The organism is Candidatus Desulforudis audaxviator MP104C (assembly GCF_000018425.1).
Classification (GTDB): domain Bacteria; phylum Bacillota; class Desulfotomaculia; order Desulfotomaculales; family Desulforudaceae; genus Desulforudis; species Desulforudis audaxviator.
In genome coordinates, this window is the sequence record NC_010424.1 from 1,154,500 (window position 1) to 1,170,799 (window position 16,300).

Annotated in this window: 16 protein-coding genes and 1 tRNA gene; 15 read left to right on the forward strand and 2 right to left on the reverse strand. The window is 61.3% G+C overall.

Annotated features, from left to right (window positions below):
- Nucleotides 1–159: 159 nt before the first annotated feature.
- The 11 genes from DAUD_RS05525 (at nucleotide 160) to DAUD_RS05575 (ending at nucleotide 9,731) form a co-directional block, all read left to right on the forward strand.
- On the forward strand, nucleotides 160–1,077 hold the full coding sequence (locus tag DAUD_RS05525) for a LysM peptidoglycan-binding domain-containing protein (RefSeq protein ID WP_166485127.1): 918 nt from the start codon (nucleotides 160–162) through the stop codon (nucleotides 1,075–1,077).
- Between the two features lie 6 nt (nucleotides 1,078–1,083).
- Nucleotides 1,084–1,458 carry a DUF362 domain-containing protein gene (locus DAUD_RS05530; RefSeq protein ID WP_166485128.1) on the forward strand — a complete coding sequence of 125 codons (375 nt, stop codon included), beginning with the start codon at nucleotides 1,084–1,086 and terminating at the stop codon, nucleotides 1,456–1,458.
- A gap of 206 nt (nucleotides 1,459–1,664) precedes the next feature.
- Nucleotides 1,665–3,626 carry a proton-conducting transporter transmembrane domain-containing protein gene (locus DAUD_RS05535; RefSeq protein ID WP_012302195.1) on the forward strand — a complete coding sequence of 654 codons (1,962 nt, stop codon included), beginning with the start codon at nucleotides 1,665–1,667 and terminating at the stop codon, nucleotides 3,624–3,626.
- Nucleotides 3,623–4,495 carry a respiratory chain complex I subunit 1 family protein gene (locus DAUD_RS05540; RefSeq protein WP_012302196.1) on the forward strand — a complete coding sequence of 291 codons (873 nt, stop codon included), beginning with the start codon at nucleotides 3,623–3,625 and terminating at the stop codon, nucleotides 4,493–4,495. The genes DAUD_RS05535 and DAUD_RS05540 overlap by 4 nt, the downstream gene beginning before the upstream one ends.
- A gap of 23 nt (nucleotides 4,496–4,518) precedes the next feature.
- Complete coding sequence (locus DAUD_RS05545; protein ID WP_012302197.1) at nucleotides 4,519–4,944, forward strand: NADH-quinone oxidoreductase subunit B family protein; 426 nt, start codon at nucleotides 4,519–4,521, stop codon at nucleotides 4,942–4,944.
- A gap of 18 nt (nucleotides 4,945–4,962) precedes the next feature.
- Nucleotides 4,963–5,325, forward strand: coding sequence for an NADH-quinone oxidoreductase subunit C (locus DAUD_RS05550; RefSeq protein ID WP_012302198.1), 363 nt, complete (start codon nucleotides 4,963–4,965; stop codon nucleotides 5,323–5,325).
- An 8-nt stretch (nucleotides 5,326–5,333) separates the two neighbouring features.
- Nucleotides 5,334–6,410 (forward strand): hydrogenase large subunit, encoded by a 1,077-nt coding sequence (locus DAUD_RS05555; protein ID WP_012302199.1) that lies wholly within the window; start codon nucleotides 5,334–5,336, stop codon nucleotides 6,408–6,410.
- Nucleotides 6,411–6,459: 49 nt separating this feature from the next.
- On the forward strand, nucleotides 6,460–6,840 hold the full coding sequence (locus tag DAUD_RS05560) for a 4Fe-4S dicluster domain-containing protein (protein ID WP_012302200.1): 381 nt from the start codon (nucleotides 6,460–6,462) through the stop codon (nucleotides 6,838–6,840).
- Between the two features lie 141 nt (nucleotides 6,841–6,981).
- Nucleotides 6,982–7,575 (forward strand): FmdE family protein, encoded by a 594-nt coding sequence (locus DAUD_RS05565; protein WP_012302201.1) that lies wholly within the window; start codon nucleotides 6,982–6,984, stop codon nucleotides 7,573–7,575.
- 12 nt (nucleotides 7,576–7,587) lie between these two features.
- The gene (locus DAUD_RS05570) at nucleotides 7,588–8,433 is read left to right on the forward strand and encodes a YIP1 family protein (RefSeq protein WP_012302202.1); all 846 of its coding nucleotides are present in this window, start codon (nucleotides 7,588–7,590) and stop codon (nucleotides 8,431–8,433) included.
- A 128-nt stretch (nucleotides 8,434–8,561) separates the two neighbouring features.
- Nucleotides 8,562–9,731, forward strand: a complete 1,170-nt coding sequence (locus tag DAUD_RS05575; protein WP_012302203.1) for a glycosyltransferase family 4 protein — start codon at nucleotides 8,562–8,564, stop codon at nucleotides 9,729–9,731.
- 64 nt (nucleotides 9,732–9,795) lie between these two features.
- On the opposite strand, the gene DAUD_RS05580 is transcribed toward DAUD_RS05575, so the two are convergent.
- Nucleotides 9,796–10,644, reverse strand: a complete 849-nt coding sequence (locus DAUD_RS05580; protein ID WP_012302204.1) for a DegV family protein — start codon at nucleotides 10,642–10,644, stop codon at nucleotides 9,796–9,798.
- Nucleotides 10,645–10,653: 9 nt separating this feature from the next.
- Nucleotides 10,654–12,246, reverse strand: a complete 1,593-nt coding sequence (locus tag DAUD_RS05585; protein WP_012302205.1) for a DAK2 domain-containing protein — start codon at nucleotides 12,244–12,246, stop codon at nucleotides 10,654–10,656.
- A gap of 225 nt (nucleotides 12,247–12,471) precedes the next feature.
- On the opposite strand from DAUD_RS05585, the gene DAUD_RS05590 reads away from it, so the two are divergent.
- From DAUD_RS05590 to DAUD_RS05605, 4 genes are all read left to right on the forward strand, one after another.
- Complete coding sequence (locus DAUD_RS05590) at nucleotides 12,472–13,890, forward strand: ISLre2-like element ISCde3 family transposase (protein ID WP_012302206.1); 1,419 nt, start codon at nucleotides 12,472–12,474, stop codon at nucleotides 13,888–13,890.
- A gap of 128 nt (nucleotides 13,891–14,018) precedes the next feature.
- Nucleotides 14,019–15,287: a GTPase HflX gene (hflX, locus tag DAUD_RS05595; protein WP_012302207.1), complete on the forward strand. Its 1,269-nt coding sequence runs from the start codon at nucleotides 14,019–14,021 to the stop codon at nucleotides 15,285–15,287.
- 37 nt (nucleotides 15,288–15,324) lie between these two features.
- Nucleotides 15,325–15,402 (forward strand) — tRNA-Pro (locus tag DAUD_RS05600).
- Between the two features lie 56 nt (nucleotides 15,403–15,458).
- The gene (locus DAUD_RS05605; protein WP_012302208.1) at nucleotides 15,459–16,103 is read left to right on the forward strand and encodes an adenylate kinase; all 645 of its coding nucleotides are present in this window, start codon (nucleotides 15,459–15,461) and stop codon (nucleotides 16,101–16,103) included.
- The last annotated feature ends 197 nt before the right edge of the window (nucleotides 16,104–16,300 follow it).

The following is a 16,300-nucleotide window of genomic DNA, read 5'->3' on the forward strand; positions in this document are numbered from 1 at the left end:
GCGTAAAACAGCCGAATCGCTGGTTAATCAGGCTAGGACGGGAAAACTTGGGTTCCGGCAGACAGGAGCGGGAGGTGGTGGAAAACAAGGGACCGGCAGCCCAAGCCGGTACCGGTTTATAAGCCTTTGAGACCGGAGACGGCTGGCATCAGGGAGGTAATGATGCTACAACGCCTGATACGTGCGACCCTATGCACCTGCCTTTTTGTCCTCTTTTCCGCCGGTACCGCCTTTGCGGCCGCGCACACGGTGGCTCCGGGTGAATCTCTGTTCAAGATCGCCCAGCGTTACGGCGTTTCCACGGCGGATTTGATCGCCGCCAACGGTCTCGGAAACCGGACCGAGATCCACCCGGGGCAGACTCTGACCATTCCGGGGAAAAACACCTACACCGTGCGCCCCGGAGACTCTCTATTCAAGGTCGCCCAGCGTTTTGGTGTCACGGTGCAGGCGCTGAGGACGGCCAATGGCCTTGGAAACCTGACCACGATATACCCCGGGCAGGTGCTCAACATTCCAATTGCCTCCGGCACTTACGTGGTGCGCCCCGGAGACTCCCTCTTCAAGATCGCTTCACGTTACGGAACCGACTACCGCGAACTCATGCGTCTAAACGGTCTTGCCAAAGCCGAGATATATCCCGGACAGACCCTGCGGGTTCCGGCCGGGGGGTTTCCGGCGGCTGTGGCGCGCAGCCGGTGGTCGGTGTCGTCCCGGGATTTTGACCTGTTGGCCCGGTTGATCACCTCCGAGGCGGACTGCCAGCCGTTTCTGGTAAAAGTCGCAGTCGGCGCCGTGGTGCTGAACCGGGTGAAGTCTCACCTTTTCCCCAATACAATCGCCGACGTGATATACGACCGGTCCAACGGCAAGTACCAGTTCGAACCGGTCTTGAACGGGTTCATCAACCGCCCGGCCACCCCCGAATCGGTGCGGGCGGCCCAGGCGGCGCTGGACGGACACGACCCCTCCTGGGGGGCGCTCTTCTTCTTCGAACCCTGGGTGACCAACCGCTTCCTGCACGCCCTGCCGGTAGCTCGGGACCTCGGAGCCTTCCGCTTCTGCTACGCGCGCTAGATGCCGGTGAAAATCCTTGTTCGCCGGACCCGTTGGGGTCCGGTTTTTTTATGTCCGGGCAAAGACAAGGTTGGGAAAGCGGCGTTCATCACCTTTCTGACGAACATAACTCCCGACTGTGACTGCTGCAGCTTCAGCGACGCTCCGATCGTCGGCGATAGCGGCATTCTGGCCTCCCTGGATCCGATCGCGCTGGACCAAGCCTGCGTGGATCTGGTGAACGCCGAGCCAGGCATAAGTGCTTCCCGTTTGGCGGGAAATGAGGACAACCCCGACAAATTCCGAGCGCTCTTTCACCATATCGACTGGACCCGGCAGTTGGCTTACGGGGAGCAGTTGGGATTCGGCACCCGCGATTACAGGCTGGTAAAGCTCCGGTGATAATCAAACCATTTTTGGTCGGGAAAACGCTTGACTTGCTTGAAGCAAAAAGATAGAATATTTTCACTATAGAAAAATGGCTTGGCCGCAAATGTAACATAATTTACGATCTCTATACCCAGCAAGAAAATCGCACGAACTTTTTTATTTTTTTCATAATTAACTTATTGATTATTATGAAAATTTGGGTGGGGGGTAATAACTAGATGTCTGGCGAGAGTCTGGTCGCCATTCTTATCCTACTTCCGGTAGCAACGGCCGCTGCAAGCCTGGTGATCAAGGATGAGCGGTTGCGGCGGTCCCTGATTATCCTACCATCCGGTGCCTTGATCGCCGCCTCGGCATTGCTCCTGGCTCAGGTCCTGCAAAACGGACCGTTGACTTTCACCCCCTCTGGATACTGGGACACACTCATTCTGATTATTGAACTTGCCGTGCTGGTGTATTTCGTCTACGTCGGCGTGGCGCGCAAACACCTGTTGGTGTTGGGGCTGGGGGCAGCGCAGCTGTTGTTGTTCGGCCTCTTCAAGTTCGCCTGGCTGCCGTCCGGATATAAGGTCCAGCCGGCGTTTCACGTTGACCTCCTGGCGGTCGTGATGTGCCTGGTGATCTCGGTGGTCGGCAGCCTGATCGTGATGTACGCCCTGAACTACATGCACAACCACGAGCACCATTTGAAGCTCGGCGCCACCAGGCAGCACATTTTCTTCTTCTTCCTGGTCGGCTTCCTGGGCGCGATGAACGGAGTTGTATTCGCCAACAGTCTGTTATGGTTGTTCCTCTTCTGGGAGCTGACCACGCTTTGCTGCTACCACCTCATCCGGCACGATCTCACCGGTGAAGCGGAACAGTCCGCCCTGCGCGCGCTCTGGATGAACCTGGTGGGCGGCTTGGCGCTGGTGACCGGGATGAGCCTCGCGTACCAGGCATCCGGGACGCTCTCGCTCCTCGACCTGACCGGATTCGGCACCGTGGCTCCGGTCATGCTCCTGCCACTGGCCCTCTTTTGTTTCGCCGGCTTCACGAAGGCGGCGCAGGTCCCCTTCCAGAGTTGGCTTCTAGGGGCAATGGTGGCGCCGACCCCGGTCTCCGCGCTGCTGCACTCCAGCACCATGGTTAAGGCGGGGGTCTACCTGGTGCTCCGACTGGCGCCGGGCTACGAAGGGACCTACCTCTCGGCCGGCATCGCCGTGTTCGGGGCGTTTGTTTTTATGATCACCTCGATCCTGGCCATCAGCCAGAACGTTTCCAAGCGGGTGCTGGCCTATTCGACCATCTCCAGCCTGGGGCTGATCATCTGTTGTGCCGGAATCAATACCGGTCTGGCCATCGCCGCGGCCATCGCCCTGATCATTTACCACGCGGTGGTCAAGGGGGTCTTGTTCCTGGCTGTGGGTATTATGGAACAGAGCATCCACAGCCGGGACATCGAGGATATGGAGGGACTGGTTACCCGGTTGCCGGCCGTGGCGGGGATGGCGATCATGGGGATGGTCGTGATGCTGTTCGTGCCATTCGGGGTGCTGTTCGCTAAGTGGGCCGGCATCCAGGCGGCGGCCACCGCGCCTACGGGCTGGTTTTCGCTGGTGGTGACCTTCCTGGTGATCGGCAGCGCGGCCGGGGTTGTCTTCTGGTGCCGGTGGATCGGCCGGCTGATGAGCCACGTGGCCACCAGGGAAGGTGATCCACAAACCGCACCGGCGGAGGCGGAACCGCGGGGGTCGCTTTCCTACCTGGTTGTGGCCGCCCTGCTAGCGGGCGGGGTGATTCTTAGTGTACTGGCGGCGCCCCTGGTGTCGTACCTCATAAATCCGGCCGGGGCGGCCATGGGCTACAGCCCGGCACTGGATACGGCGGGAGGGCACCTGAAAACGGCTTTTGGCTTTTTCACTCCGTGGGTGTTGTTTATTGTCATCGGAGCGGCACTCCTTTTACCGGCGCTCCTGGTCCGGGTGCAGGCCGAGGATATCCGGCCGGTGTACCTGTGCGGCGAGCACCAGGCGGTGGCTGAGAGGCCGGTGTTCGTATCGTTGGGGGACCAGGCGGTGCCCATCGAGACCGGAGGGTTTTACTGGGGCCGGGTGTTCGGGGAGCGGAGCCTGAACGCGTGGGTGAACGGAGCGGGAATTGTGCTCCTGGCCGCCTTGTTTGTGGGGGTGATCGTGTGAGCCTGACGGAACTATTGGTCGGCCTTGCCGCCCTGGTGTTGGCGCCATTTGTCGGCGGTTTCCTGCGCGGGGTCGACCGGAGGATCACCGCCCGGATGCAGGGCCGGATCGGCCCGCCGGTACGGCAGCAGTTTTACGACTTTCTGAAGCTCTGGGGCAAGGCGCCTTCGGTGCCGAACAAGGCGTCGGTGGTGTGGGTCTGGGGTTATCTCCTGCTGACCATGGTCACCGTGTTTATGCTGTTCGCCGGCCAGGACCTGTTGATCATCTTTTTCGTGTTGGCGTTCGCCGCCGCTTGCCTGGCGTTCGGAGCTTACAGCGTGCGTTCGCCTTACGCGCACATTGGGGCGCACCGAGAGCTCTTGCAGATGTTGTCTTACGAACCGATCCTGCTTCTGGCAGTCGTGGCCATCTTTCTCCAGACCGGCACCTTCATGGTTTCGGGGGTGCTCGAGTACGACCAGCCGCTCCTTTTGACGTTGCCGCTGGCGTTCGCGGCCGTTTTGATCGCTCTGGGCATCAAACTCCGCAAGTCACCGTTCGACATCTCGGCCTCGGAGCACGCGCATCAAGAACTGGTGCGGGGGGTGTACACCGAGTATTCGGGCCGGACCCTGGCCGTCATTGAACTGGCCCACTGGTACGAACTGGTGCTGATCCTGGCCTTTGTGGCCCTCTTCTGGGCCCAGCCGCTTTGGGTGGGAGTGCTCCTGGCACTCGGCGCCTACTTCCTAGAGTTCGTGGTTGATAACATCGCCGCCCGCCTCCGTTGGACCTGGATGTTGTCCATCAGTTGGGGTATTGGAGTAGGGCTTGTCCTGCTGAACATCGTCCTCATCCAGTTCGTGTTCAGCGGTGCAAGGGTGTAAGCAACAAGGAGGAGTCGCAAACGGTGGGATTGATCAACAAAGCCCGTGTGAAGTCACCTTGGATCGTGCATTACTGCGCCGGCAGTTGCAACGGTTGCGATATTGAGATCCTGGCCTGTTTGACGCCGTATTATGACGTTGAGCGGTTCGGCATATTGAATATCGGCAACCCTAAGCACGCCGACCTGCTGGTGGTGACCGGGCCGGCGAACATGCGCTGCTCCCGGGTACTGAAAAACCTTTACGATCAAATGCCGGAGCCGAAACTGGTAATGGCGGTTGGGGCGTGTGCGGCCACGGGAGGCGTGTTCCACAACTGCTACAACATCCTGGGCGGTATCGACCGGGTGATCCCGGTGGACGTCTACGTCCCGGGGTGTGCGGCCCGGCCGGAAGCCATTATCGATGGCGTGGTGCTGGCGCTGGATAAGCTAAGTAACATCAAGTAGACGGTGGTGAAGTCGTTTATGGACACGATCACGGTCGGCAAGGCCGAACTGGGCTTCGCGGTGCAGCGGCTGTTGGATGAAAACAGCCGGTTGGTCACGGCGGTGTGTCTGGACCAGGAAGAGCACTTCGTGGTGAAATACTTCTTCCACAAGGATCCGGATCTCGTGTGCCTCGCGGTCAAGGTCGGCAAGGACGAGGAGTTGCCCGGTATCTCCGGCCTGCACTTGAACGCGGCGCTGATCGAGAACGAGATGAAGGAGTTCTTCGGAATCAACATCACCGGTATCGCCCTGGATTTCGGGGGCCGGCTGCTCCTGTGCGAGGATAGCCCCCGGGCGCCGCTATTGAAGACCCAACCCGAGACTCAGACGGAGGGATAGACAAACCTATGCCGAGGATGACCTTTCCGTTCGGCCCGCAGCATCCTGTGCTCCCGGAAGCGATTCAGCTAAAGCTGACCGTGGAGGATGAAAGAGTCGTCGAGGTGCTGCCGGCGATCGGGTACATGCACCGGGGCATCGAGAAGGCGGCCGAACGGAACCCGTACATCAACAATGTGTTTCTGTGCGAGCGGATCTGCGGGATCTGCAGTTTCATCCACGGGATGGCTTACTGCCAGACGATCGAGGAGATCATGAAGGTGGAAGTGCCGCCCCGCGCCAAATACCTGCGGGTAATGTGGAGCGAGCTTTCGCGTCTGCACAGCCACCTATTGTGGCTCGGGCTACTGGCCGACTCCTTCGGCTTTGAGAGCCTGTTCATGCAGTGCTGGCGTGCCCGGGAGATCGTGCTCGATATGCTGGAGATGACCACCGGGCAGCGGGTGATCCAGTCCACCTGCGTCATCGGCGGTGTGAGGCGGGACATCGACGCCGACCAGGCTGCCCGCCTGCGGGAAATGCTGAAAACATTGAAGCCGCAGATCGACGCCGTGATCCCAGTGTTCAAGCATGACTACACCATCAAGTCCCGCACGGTAGGCAGGGGTGTGCTGCCGAAGGATCAGGCCTGGACTCTGGGCGCGGTCGGGCCGACCTTGCGTGGCAGCGGCGGCACCTGGGACGCCCGCTCAACCGGTTACGCGGCGTACGGCGAGCTTGAGTTTGAGCCGGTGGTCGAGACCGACGGCGACAGCTACGCGCGGACCATGGTGCGGGTCCGGGAAACGTATCAGGCTTACGAACTGGTGTTGAAGGCGCTGGACCGGCTGCCGGAAGGCGAGACCAGGGTCAAGGTGAAAGGTTCCCCGAATGGTGAAGCCGTAATGCGGGTCGAGCAGCCGCGCGGGGAGCTTTTCTACTACGCTCTGGGCAACGGAACCGTGCGCCTGGAGCGATTGAAGGTGCGCACGCCGACGTTCGCCAACATTCCGGCGCTGCTGACCATGCTGCCCGGCTGTGAGATCGCCGACGTTCCGGTCATCGTACTGTCGATCGACCCGTGCATGTCGTGTACCGAAAGGTGAGTTGCCGGCGGCGGCGCCGGTCGACCCATAGCAAAACGGGGGTGTGGAAATGCCCTGGATGATTCCGAACATCGCCAAAAACCTAGCTGGTTCCCCGGCCACCCGCAAGTACCCGTTTGAAAAGCGGGCGTACTTCCCGGGCGCCCGGGGAAGGCTTGAGATTGATTTTCTCACCTGCGGGTACTGCGGCCTGTGCGAGCGGGTGTGTCCGTCACAGGCCATCAAAAAGATCGGGGACAAAAAGGACCCGGACGTGACGATCCTGTACAAACCCTTCGCCTGCATCTACTGCGGCCGGTGCGTCGAGGTATGCAAGTTCGGGGCCGTGCAGATATTCGAAGAACACACCGCGCCGGCCGACCGGAAACTCACTCTGGGGCGGGAAGGTGAGCCGGTAGACGAGGAGTTTGAGCTGAACAACGGCTTTTGACCGGATGGTTTAACCTGACGGACGAGAAGGGCCGGGTGCGGCCCTTTTTTCCTTGCCGGTGGCCGGGGCAGGAATTCCGGTTGGCGGGACCGAATACTCCCGTTGTAAAAGAAACAGTATCTGAAGTGGGGGAGAAGAAGCATGTGCGTACAAAGTCCCTGGGAAAAGGCCCTTGAGTTTCACGGGCACGTCTGTCCGGGACTGGTGGTCGGCTTCCGGGCGGCTGAGGTCGGCCTGCGGGAACTGGGCCTTGACCCGGCGGGCGCCCGGAGTGCGGATCTTATCTGTGTGGTCGAGAACCGGGCCTGCGCTGTGGACGCCGTCCAGGCTGTAACCGGTTGTACTCTGGGCAAGGCCAACCTGGTGGTTGCCGACCACGGTAAGCACGTGTATACTTTTGCCCGGCGGGAGGCCGGTGGGGAGGCCGTACGAGTAGCCCTGATAGCGGCCGGCCTGGCGCTGGAGGAGTTGCGTGCCCTGCAGGAAAAGGCTTTGACCGAGCCCGGCGAGGAGAACCAGAAAGCGTTCGTCCGGAAGCGCGAGGAAATCTCTGACCGGCTGATGGAAATGCCGGAGACCGACCTGTTTCAAGTCCGCCGGGTGACGGTGGAACCGCCTGCCCGGCAGCGGGTGAAGTGCCTGGCGGTGTGCAGCCGTTGCGGCGAGTACGTTTTCGAGGACCGGGCGACTAAAAAGGACGGACGGGTGTTTTGCCCGCCTTGTGCCGTGGAGTAGAGGGGGAAGTCGATGGCCGCGAGAGCAGGCCGCAAAAAGAGGGGCGGCAGGGCCGCCGGGACTGACCGTAAAGGCGATGGCGGGGGTGACGGCAAGGGCCGGAAGGCGAAGGGTGCAGCAAAGAAGGGGACAGTCTCCCTGGGGCCCAAAGGGGACTGTCCCCCTCATGGGGATATTCCTCCCATGGGTACGGCGTCGCGCATTGTCGGGATGCTCGTCAACCCGCTCCGCACCCTGGATGATATCGTCCGCCAGCCGCGGGCGCTGACGGCGGCATCCTTGCTTTTGGGCACCAACCTGTTGTTTGTGCTGCTGATCTGGGACAAGATCCACCAGCACGCCCGCTGGCTGGTGGAACACGCCCCGCCGCCTGAAGTGCCGGCGGAGGAACTGGCCCGCTTCGCCGACCAGGCGCCGGCGGTGGCTTCAACGGATGCCCTGCTCGGCCCCGCAATCACCTGGTTTATGATTGCTCTGCTCATCAGAATTCTGGCGACCGGAGCCGGGCGGACGGTGACGTTCGGCCTATTGTTCAACGTGGCAATTTTCGGCATGGTGCCGCACATGCTGGGGCTGTACCTGGATTCTGTGGTGCGGTACTTCGCCGACCCCGAGCGCCTGGATTACCTGCAACTCGGCATCAACGCGGCGTACCTCGTGCCGGGTGGCGTGGATTCAAAATGGTTCCCGTTGCTGGATGCCGTGAACCCGTTTACAATCTGGGGGCTGGCCCTGGCGTCCATCGGCGGCGCCAAGCTCCTGGAGGTCAAGGTCGCGCGGGTGGCGGTGCCCTTGTTGGGATTGTGGTTCCTGCTGGCCCTCATCCGAACCTTCAGCCCATCCGGTACCGCAGGCTAGGAGCAAAAAAGACCTCCGGAACGCGGGACGGAGCAGGACGCCGGGCGCCCTGTTTGCGCGGGGTGGGTGGAGAAATCACTAAGCGGGAACGCTTTGCACAATGACCAAGGGGAAGAGGGGAGCCCGAAATGAGAGTGGCCATATTCACCGACAGCTACCGCCCCTACACCAGTGGTGTGGTGCGCTCTATCGAAACCTTCAGCGAGGAATTGCTCGCCCTGGGCCACCAGGTCTATATTTTTGCGCCGCGTTACGGACAGGTTCAGTCTCGGGAAGAGACGATCTTCCGTTTCTATTCCGTGCCGTCCCCGACCAACCCCGACTACAACATCGCAATTCCGATTTCCCTGCGCCTGAAAGCCACCCTGAAACAGCTTAAGGTGAACATCATCCACGTCCATTCACCGTTCATGCTCGGCCGGCTGGGTGCCCGTTGCGCACGGGATCTGGAACTCCCGCTCGTTTTCACCTACCACACCCTGTACGACCAGTATGTGCACTACATCCCGGTAGCCCGCAACCTGACGCGGAAGATGACCCAGAAACTCTCCGTGCAGTTCTGCAACCGCTGCGACATGGTCCTCGTGCCCACCTGGGTGATCGGCGAGTACATCCGCGGCCTCGGGGTGCAGGTGCCGGTAACCAAGCTTCCTAGCGGAATCAAGGTTGAGGATTTCCAGCAGGGTGACCCGCAGTGGCTTCGGGAACGATACGGGATCGGGGCGGAGGAAAAGGTTCTTCTCTTTGTGGGCCGATTGGGGCAGGAAAAGAACATCGAATTCCTCTTGCGTGCCTACCGGCAGGTCCTTGACGGCCTGCCGCAAACGCCGGTCCGCCTGGTGCTGGTGGGCGGCGGCCCGGAGACCGGGAACCTGAAGCTGATGGCACAGGCGCTGGGGATCGCCGAGCGCACGGTGTTCACCGGCCCGCTGGCCGGACGAGATGTAGTGCACTGCTATGCCGGGGCTGACCTGTTTGTGTTTCCGTCCGTGACCGAAACGCAGGGACTGGTCATCGGAGAGGCGAAGGCGGCCGGAGTGCCGGCCGTGGCGGTGGACGCGTTCGGCGTCGCCGAGATGGTCAGTCACGGCGAGGACGGGTTTCTGACCAGCCTATCCGAGCAGGCTTTTTCCGAGAAAATACTCCTACTGTTGAACGACGAAGGATTGCGCCGGAGAATGGCCAGCACCGCCCGGGAAAACGCCCGGGAACTCTCCGCCAAGGTGCTGGCGGGCCAACTAGAAAACGTGTACCGGCGCCTGATTGAACACCGGCTGCACAAATCACAGGTGCGCTAGATGTACCCAGAGAGTTATTCGGAAACGCCAAGCGTGCCCGAACGGAATACCGGGCACACCTGCGTTACCAGCCCACGTCTCGGTGGAATGAAAAGCCGACCACACTCGGTCCCACGTGAGCGCCGATTACACCCCCGACGCGGCAGGACAGGTCAGGCCCAAACCCGACACGCGTGGTCAATTTCTCCTCCAGCCGGGCGAAAAGCTCAGGGGTGTTCCCGTGGGTGATGCCGTACTTGATGGGCCCCTGACGCGCCGCCTCCTCCAGCACCCCCGCCAGGCGCTCCAGACCCTTGGCCCGGCCCCGGACTTTGTCGAGCGGGGTTACCAGGCCATCCTTGAGCATTAAGATCGGCTTAATGTTGAGGAGGGTGCCCAGAAGCCCCTGCGCCCGGCCGATACGCCCGCCCCGCTGCAGGTACTCCAGGGTGTCCACCATGAAGTAAACACCGGTGGAGTCCAGAATGGAGTTTAAGAGTTCAAGGATTTCCGCTCGGCCTAGGCCGGCCTGTGCCGCCCGCGCGGCGGCGAGCACCGCCATGCCCAGGGGGATGCTGGTGACCTTCGAGTCGATGACCTCGACCGATGCGTCCGGGAGCAGGGCCCGGGCCGCCTGGGCCGAGTGCACGGTGCCGCTCAGGGCCGCCGAGATGTGCACGGAGATGATATCCCGGCCTTGCTCCGCCAGGGGCCGGTAGACGTCCAGGAACTCCGCCGGGGACGGCTGGGAAGTGGAGGCCGGAAGTTCTGCGAGGCGCACAAAGAACTGTTCCGGCGTTAGGTCGATCCCGTCGCGGTAGAACTCTTCGTCACTGAAGATCACCTTCAAGGGGACCACGGTGATCTCGTGCCGCTCAGCCAACTCGGCGGGGATGTCGGCGGTGCTGTCGGTAACAATGTGTACGCTTTTCATTGAGGCTCATCACTCCACAGAAATAATAAAATGGTACAGGGGTTGTCCGCCGTAATATAGTTCGAACTCGGCGCCGGGGAAAACAGCCCGGAGGCCGGCAAGCATTTCCTCGGCTTCGGCGGTGCTCACGTTTTTGCCGTGGTACAGCGTGACTAGGCTGCCGGTGGCCACCAGCGCGCCGATTACCTTCTCGGTCACCTCGGCCAGGCTGCCGCCGGTGACCAGCTTCCCTTCGGCTATGCCGAGCCAGCCGCCCGCTGTGATCTCCTGGCCGTCTACCGTGGCGTCCCGTACCGCCTGGGTGACCTCGCCGGTCAGTACATTTCCCAGGGCGGCCTCCATCCGGGATACGTTCGCTTCCAGGCTGGCGTCCGGCGCAAAGGCGAGCATGGCGGCCAGGCCTTGGGGGACAGTGCGGCTGGGTACCACGCGCACTTCCTTCTTGGATAGCGCCTGGGCCTGCTGGGCGGCCAGGATGATGTTCGAGTTGTTCGGCAGAATGAGGACCCGGTCCGCGGGGACACGCTCCACGGCGCGCAGGATTTCCTCAGTGCTGGGGTTCATTGTTTGCTGCCCGGATACGATGGTGTCGGTTCCCAGGCTTTCAAAGATCTTGGCCAACCCCTCGCCGGATACGACCGCCACCAGCCCGAGGGGTTTCTTGGGCTGTTTGAGTTCGGCGGTTTGGTCGGCCATGTTGTTGATGTGCACCTCGTGCAGGGTGCCGTGACGTAGCCCCTCCTCAAGGACGCGGCCGGGGTTATTGGAGTGGATGTGGACCTTGAGCATGTTCCCGTTGCCGACCACCATCAGGCAGTCGCCCAGGTGGCGCAAGTTGGCCCGGAGTTCATCGCTCTTCAGGTCCGGACCCCGCACCAGAAATTCGGTGCAATAGAGGAAGCGGATATCTCCCGGCTCTTCCATGCGTGGGGTACTCTGCCCCGAACCAGTGAGAAAGTCAAACGAAGCAGTGAGCAGTTCTTCCTGCCGGAAACGGCGGAAGACATGGAGCATACCCTCGAGAATGACCAGAAGCCCCTTTCCCCCGGCATCGACCACTCCGGCTTTCTTCAACACCGGGAGCATTTCCGGAGTTAGGGTCAGGGTTTCGGCAGCCCTCCGGTAAACGTGGAGGCTCAGGCGGCGCAGGTCCGGGCTGCGCTCCGCGGCCTCGCGGGCTGCTTCGGCGGCGCTCCGGGCGACGGTCAGGATGGTGCCCTCCACCGGCTCGCTCATTGCCCGGTAGGCGAATTCGACGCCTTTCTCCAGGGCGACCGCGATATCTCCGGCACATCCCTGGTCCTTACCGGCCAGGGCGCTGGCAAAGCCTTGGAGGATCTGGGACAGGATGACGCCGGAATTGCCGCGGGCACCCAAGAGCGCACCGTGGGCTACCGCCTTGGTCACGGCACCAAGTGAGTCGTCGCCAACCTGGCCAAGTTCCTGCAACGCGACCAAGAAAGTCAGGTACATATTAGTGCCGGTGTCGCCGTCAGGCACCGGGAAAACGTTCAGCCGGTCGATTTCCTGGCGCATGCGGGCCAGGCGGGCTGCCCCAGTAACCAGCACTTCCTGCAACTGGGCTCCGCTGATGTACTGCACGTTAGACCAGGACTCCTCTTGATATCTATTTTTTGGTTTTTTCAGTGTTCGACGGAACCGGTTCGAATCCCTGCCATATTACCGGTACAAGTGCCATCACCGATATTTTGGCCGAATCCGGTGAGTGTAAGGTTTAAGTAGGAGATGTGAGGTCGGAAATAGAAGTGAGACCTCAAAACGGCTTCCCCTGAGGGGAAGCCCTCCCCGCCAAAGGAGTGAGGTCTCATGTTCAAGATTCGCTTTCTGCTTGAGGTAGTCCTGTTTCTGGCCAAGGGAATTTTTGAGGTGTTCAGGTCGGTGCGCAATATGGATGAGTTGGAAGAGCGGGTGCAGCGGTTGGTTCAACAGGCAGGCGGCAAAATGCTGGAGGAGGCGCTGGCACACATTGACCTTGAGTTAAGCGGCAAGCGGGATCCAGCCCTCAAGAACGTGGGACAGCGGTCGCGGACCCTGGTCACCAGCTTCGGTGAGATTACGGTTAAGCGCCGACTGTACCGTAACCAGAAGACCGGCGCGTACCGGTTCCTTCTGGACGAAGCCTTGGGAATCCCTGAACGCCAACGGGTGACACCGCGGATGACCCGTATGATCCTGGAGCTAGGCACGGAGATGCCCTTCAGGCGCGCGGCCCGGGTTATGGGTTTTCTAGTACCGGGGATTCACTGGATGACCGTCTGGTCTAAGGTTCAGGATGCTGGAGAAAAGGCCGCCCGGGATGCTGAGGCACTACGCGAGGCCGTCTTTGAAGACGGTGTGGTCCCTGAAGGCGGCAAGGAGGTTCGGGAGTTATCCATTGAAGCCGATGGTGTAGTAATACCCTTGCAGCGGTCGCCCAAGGCGTTTGGTGAGATCAAGCTGTTTATCGGCTACGAGGGCAGGGAACAAAAGACCCGGAAACTGGTGAACCGTTACACGGTGGCCACCGCCAGGGGCAGCCGGGTGGCTTGGGAAGACACCGGGGCGGCCTTCGGCCACAAGTGGGACCTTAGCAGGGTAGAGCGGATCCGCATTGGTGGGGACGGCGCCGAGTGGATCAAACAAGGCCTGGAGATGTTCCCCGGGGCGACTTACCACCTTGACCCCTTCCACCTGCGCCGGCGTTTAACCGAGGCTTTAAGTTACAGCAGCAACGTCTATGAAACTGTCACCGAAGGGTTAGCCGAGCTAAACCAAGATGCGGTAGTTTCCGCCTTGGATCAGGCGATTCGGGTCAACCGGGGTGCACGCCGTAACGGGATCATGCGGCTTAAGGAGTATCTCCTGGCTAACTGGCAAGGTATCGCCGCCTTGCCGGAGGGAGACCGTTTAGGTGCGATCGAGGGCCAGGTCCGTCACACCATCGCCAGGCGAACAAAGCGGATTGGGGCGCGTTGGAGCCCGGCCGGTGCGGAACGGATGGGACGCCTGTTAGCGGTACGGGCTAATGATGAGCTGGACAGATACGCGGTACACTCGGAACCCCGGTTCGACCTACTGAAAAAGGCTGTCGGAGCCGAGGCAATCCAACTGCCCAAACGCTTCGGCAAAGATCCCGAGGCCTGGCTTCAAGCCAACGTGCCCGCCCTTGAAGGACCGCACGCCGGAAAACACTGGGTCAAGCACATAGTAAGAGAGATTAGTTCACCGAGGTGGTCTACGGTCTAATTCAAATTAAATCGGCTGGGAGATCGCCTACTAAGTCTTGACACGGACCCGAATCCGCAGTGCTTTGCTCCCGATCCCGACCGGATGTTATGATGTGCTTAGCTTAATTAAGGAAAGGGGGCGGGCTGTTGACGGCAGTTCCGGATGGCAGCGCGGAGAAAGCGGTGCTGGTAGGGGTTGAGCTTGGGAGTCTCACGGGGGCAGAGGTGCGGGAGAGCCTCAATGAGTTGAACCGCCTGGCCAGGACGGCCGGGGCCGAAGTTGCGGGCACCGTGCTGCAGAAAAGGCCGCGTCCGGACCCGGCGCACTTTGTCGGCCGCGGGAAGGCCGAGGAACTGGCGGCGCTCTGCAGCGCCGCGGGCGCGGGGCTTCTGATCTTCGACCAGGACCTGTCTCCCGCCCAGGCACGAAATCTGGAAAACGTGACCGGTGTACGGGTGCTCGACCGCACCCAGATCATACTGGACATCTTTGCGCGGCGGGCCCGTACCCGGGAAGGGAAACTCCAGGTGGAACTGGCCCAGTTGAACTATGTTTTGCCACGGCTGACCGGCCGGGGCACCGAACTCTCACGGCTGGGCGGCGGCATTGGCACTCGGGGCCCCGGTGAAACCAAACTGGAAACGGATCGGCGCCGAATCCGCCAGCGGATCGCCGACTTGCAGCGCGAGATTGCCGAGGTTCGCCGGCACCGGCAGTTGCTCCGGCGGGCCCGGAAAGTGGCCCCGGTGCCGCTGGTGGCGCTGGTGGGGTACACCAACGCCGGGAAGTCGTCGCTTCTGAACGCCCTTACCGGTGCGGTGGTATCCGTTGAAGACCGCCTGTTTGCCACTCTGGACCCGACCAGCCGGCAGCTGCGCCTCCCGACGAACGAGGTGGTGGTGCTCACCGATACGGTCGGGTTTATCCGGCACCTGCCGCATCATCTGGTGGCCGCCTTCCGGGCCACCCTGGAGGAGGTAGTGGAGGCCGACCTGTTGTTGCACGTGGTCGACCTGAGCCACCCCGCGCACCAGGCCCATATCACGGCGGTGGACGGGGTGCTGGAGGAACTTGGTGCCGGCGGCAAACCGCGGCTGATGGTGTTCAACAAGACCGATCTGGTCGAACCCGGGGAGCTGGACCTCCTGGGGCGAAACGATGTGGCCGTTTCGGCCCTGACCGGGGCGGGCCTGGACACCCTCAGGGCCGCCGTCGCGGACGCGCTTTCCACCTGGCGGACACGGGAGCGCTTCCTGATTCCCTACAGCCGCACCCAGTTGGTAGCGCTGGCGTATGAGCACGGCCGGGTACTGGCAGAGCACCACCGGGAGGATGGAGTGGAGATCGAGGTCGAACTGCCGGTGGCCTGGGCACGGCGAATCGCGGCGCGGCTCGAGGAGCAAGCAGATTCTTGACTTTAGGGCTCGTTTCCGCTAAGATAAGAAAGGTAAGCGGGATGTAGCTCAGTTTGGCTAGAGCGCACGGTTCGGGACCGTGAGGCCGCAGGTTCAAATCCTGTCATCCCGACCATTTTTTTGACCTGGAATGGGACAAGAAGTCTAAAGAACAGGAGGGGTAGAGGAGCTGTGAATCTTCTGATCATGGGTCCGCCTGGGGGCGGCAAGGGAACACAGTGCGAAGTGTTGGTAAGGGAACTGAAGATTACCCATATCTCCACCGGGGACATGTTCCGCGAAAACGTCAAGGGCGGAACGGAACTCGGGTTGAAGGCCAAGGAGTATATGGACGCGGGCCAGCTGGTTCCGGACGAACTGGTGGTGGCGATGGTTAAGGACCGGCTGTCCAAGCCGGATTGCGCCAACGGCTTTCTACTCGACGGCTTCCCGCGGACTGTGCCCCAGGCGGAGGCACTGGACGCCACCCTGAAGGATATGGGCATCATTCTAGACGCGGTGCTGAACATCGCGGTGCCCCGGGGCAAGCTCCTGGACCGCTTGACCGGTCGTCGGGTCTGCCGGGTTTGCGGCGCGACCTTCCACGTGCTGTTCAACGCGCCGAAGGAAGACGGCAAATGCGACAAATGCGGCGGGGAACTGTACCAGCGCAGTGACGACACCGAAGCCACGGTGAACCAGCGTCTGGATGTCTACGAGGCCCAGACCCAACCCCTCATCGAATACTACGGCAAACAGGGACTGCTTAAGGAAATAAACGGCGACCAGGAAATCGGTAAGGTGACCCAGGACCTTCTGGCGAGTCTGGGCCGCTAGCCACTGGCAGTTTTCGTTATCAACTCCCGGAACACTTCCGGGAGTTGACAGTTTTTTATGCGGCCACCCTAAAATCGGAGGCGTCTGGCAGAAGCAGGAAGGAGTAGGGGTGTTCGCGTTTTGACATTACACCCGGTATCCCGGTAGAATAGGCATGGTTAGACCTCATTGGAATCCTAAGCGCCGAAAGGAGTTCG

Excerpts from the sequence above, each read along its gene's own strand:
- DAUD_RS05575 (WP_012302203.1), top strand. The coding sequence starts at position 8,562 with ATGAGAGTGGCCATATTCACCGACAGCTACCGCCCCTACACCAGTGGT.
- DAUD_RS05550 (WP_012302198.1), top strand. The coding sequence starts at position 4,963 with ATGGACACGATCACGGTCGGCAAGGCCGAACTGGGCTTCGCGGTGCAG.
- DAUD_RS05590 (WP_012302206.1), top strand. The coding sequence starts at position 12,472 with ATGTTCAAGATTCGCTTTCTGCTTGAGGTAGTCCTGTTTCTGGCCAAG.
- DAUD_RS05570 (WP_012302202.1), top strand. The coding sequence starts at position 7,588 with ATGGCCGCGAGAGCAGGCCGCAAAAAGAGGGGCGGCAGGGCCGCCGGG.
- DAUD_RS05565 (WP_012302201.1), top strand. The coding sequence starts at position 6,982 with ATGTGCGTACAAAGTCCCTGGGAAAAGGCCCTTGAGTTTCACGGGCAC.
- DAUD_RS05525 (WP_166485127.1), top strand. The coding sequence starts at position 160 with ATGATGCTACAACGCCTGATACGTGCGACCCTATGCACCTGCCTTTTT.
- DAUD_RS05535 (WP_012302195.1), top strand. The coding sequence starts at position 1,665 with ATGTCTGGCGAGAGTCTGGTCGCCATTCTTATCCTACTTCCGGTAGCA.
- DAUD_RS05555 (WP_012302199.1), top strand. The coding sequence starts at position 5,334 with ATGCCGAGGATGACCTTTCCGTTCGGCCCGCAGCATCCTGTGCTCCCG.
- DAUD_RS05560 (WP_012302200.1), top strand. The coding sequence starts at position 6,460 with ATGCCCTGGATGATTCCGAACATCGCCAAAAACCTAGCTGGTTCCCCG.
- DAUD_RS05580 (WP_012302204.1), bottom strand. The coding sequence starts at position 10,644 with ATGAAAAGCGTACACATTGTTACCGACAGCACCGCCGACATCCCCGCC.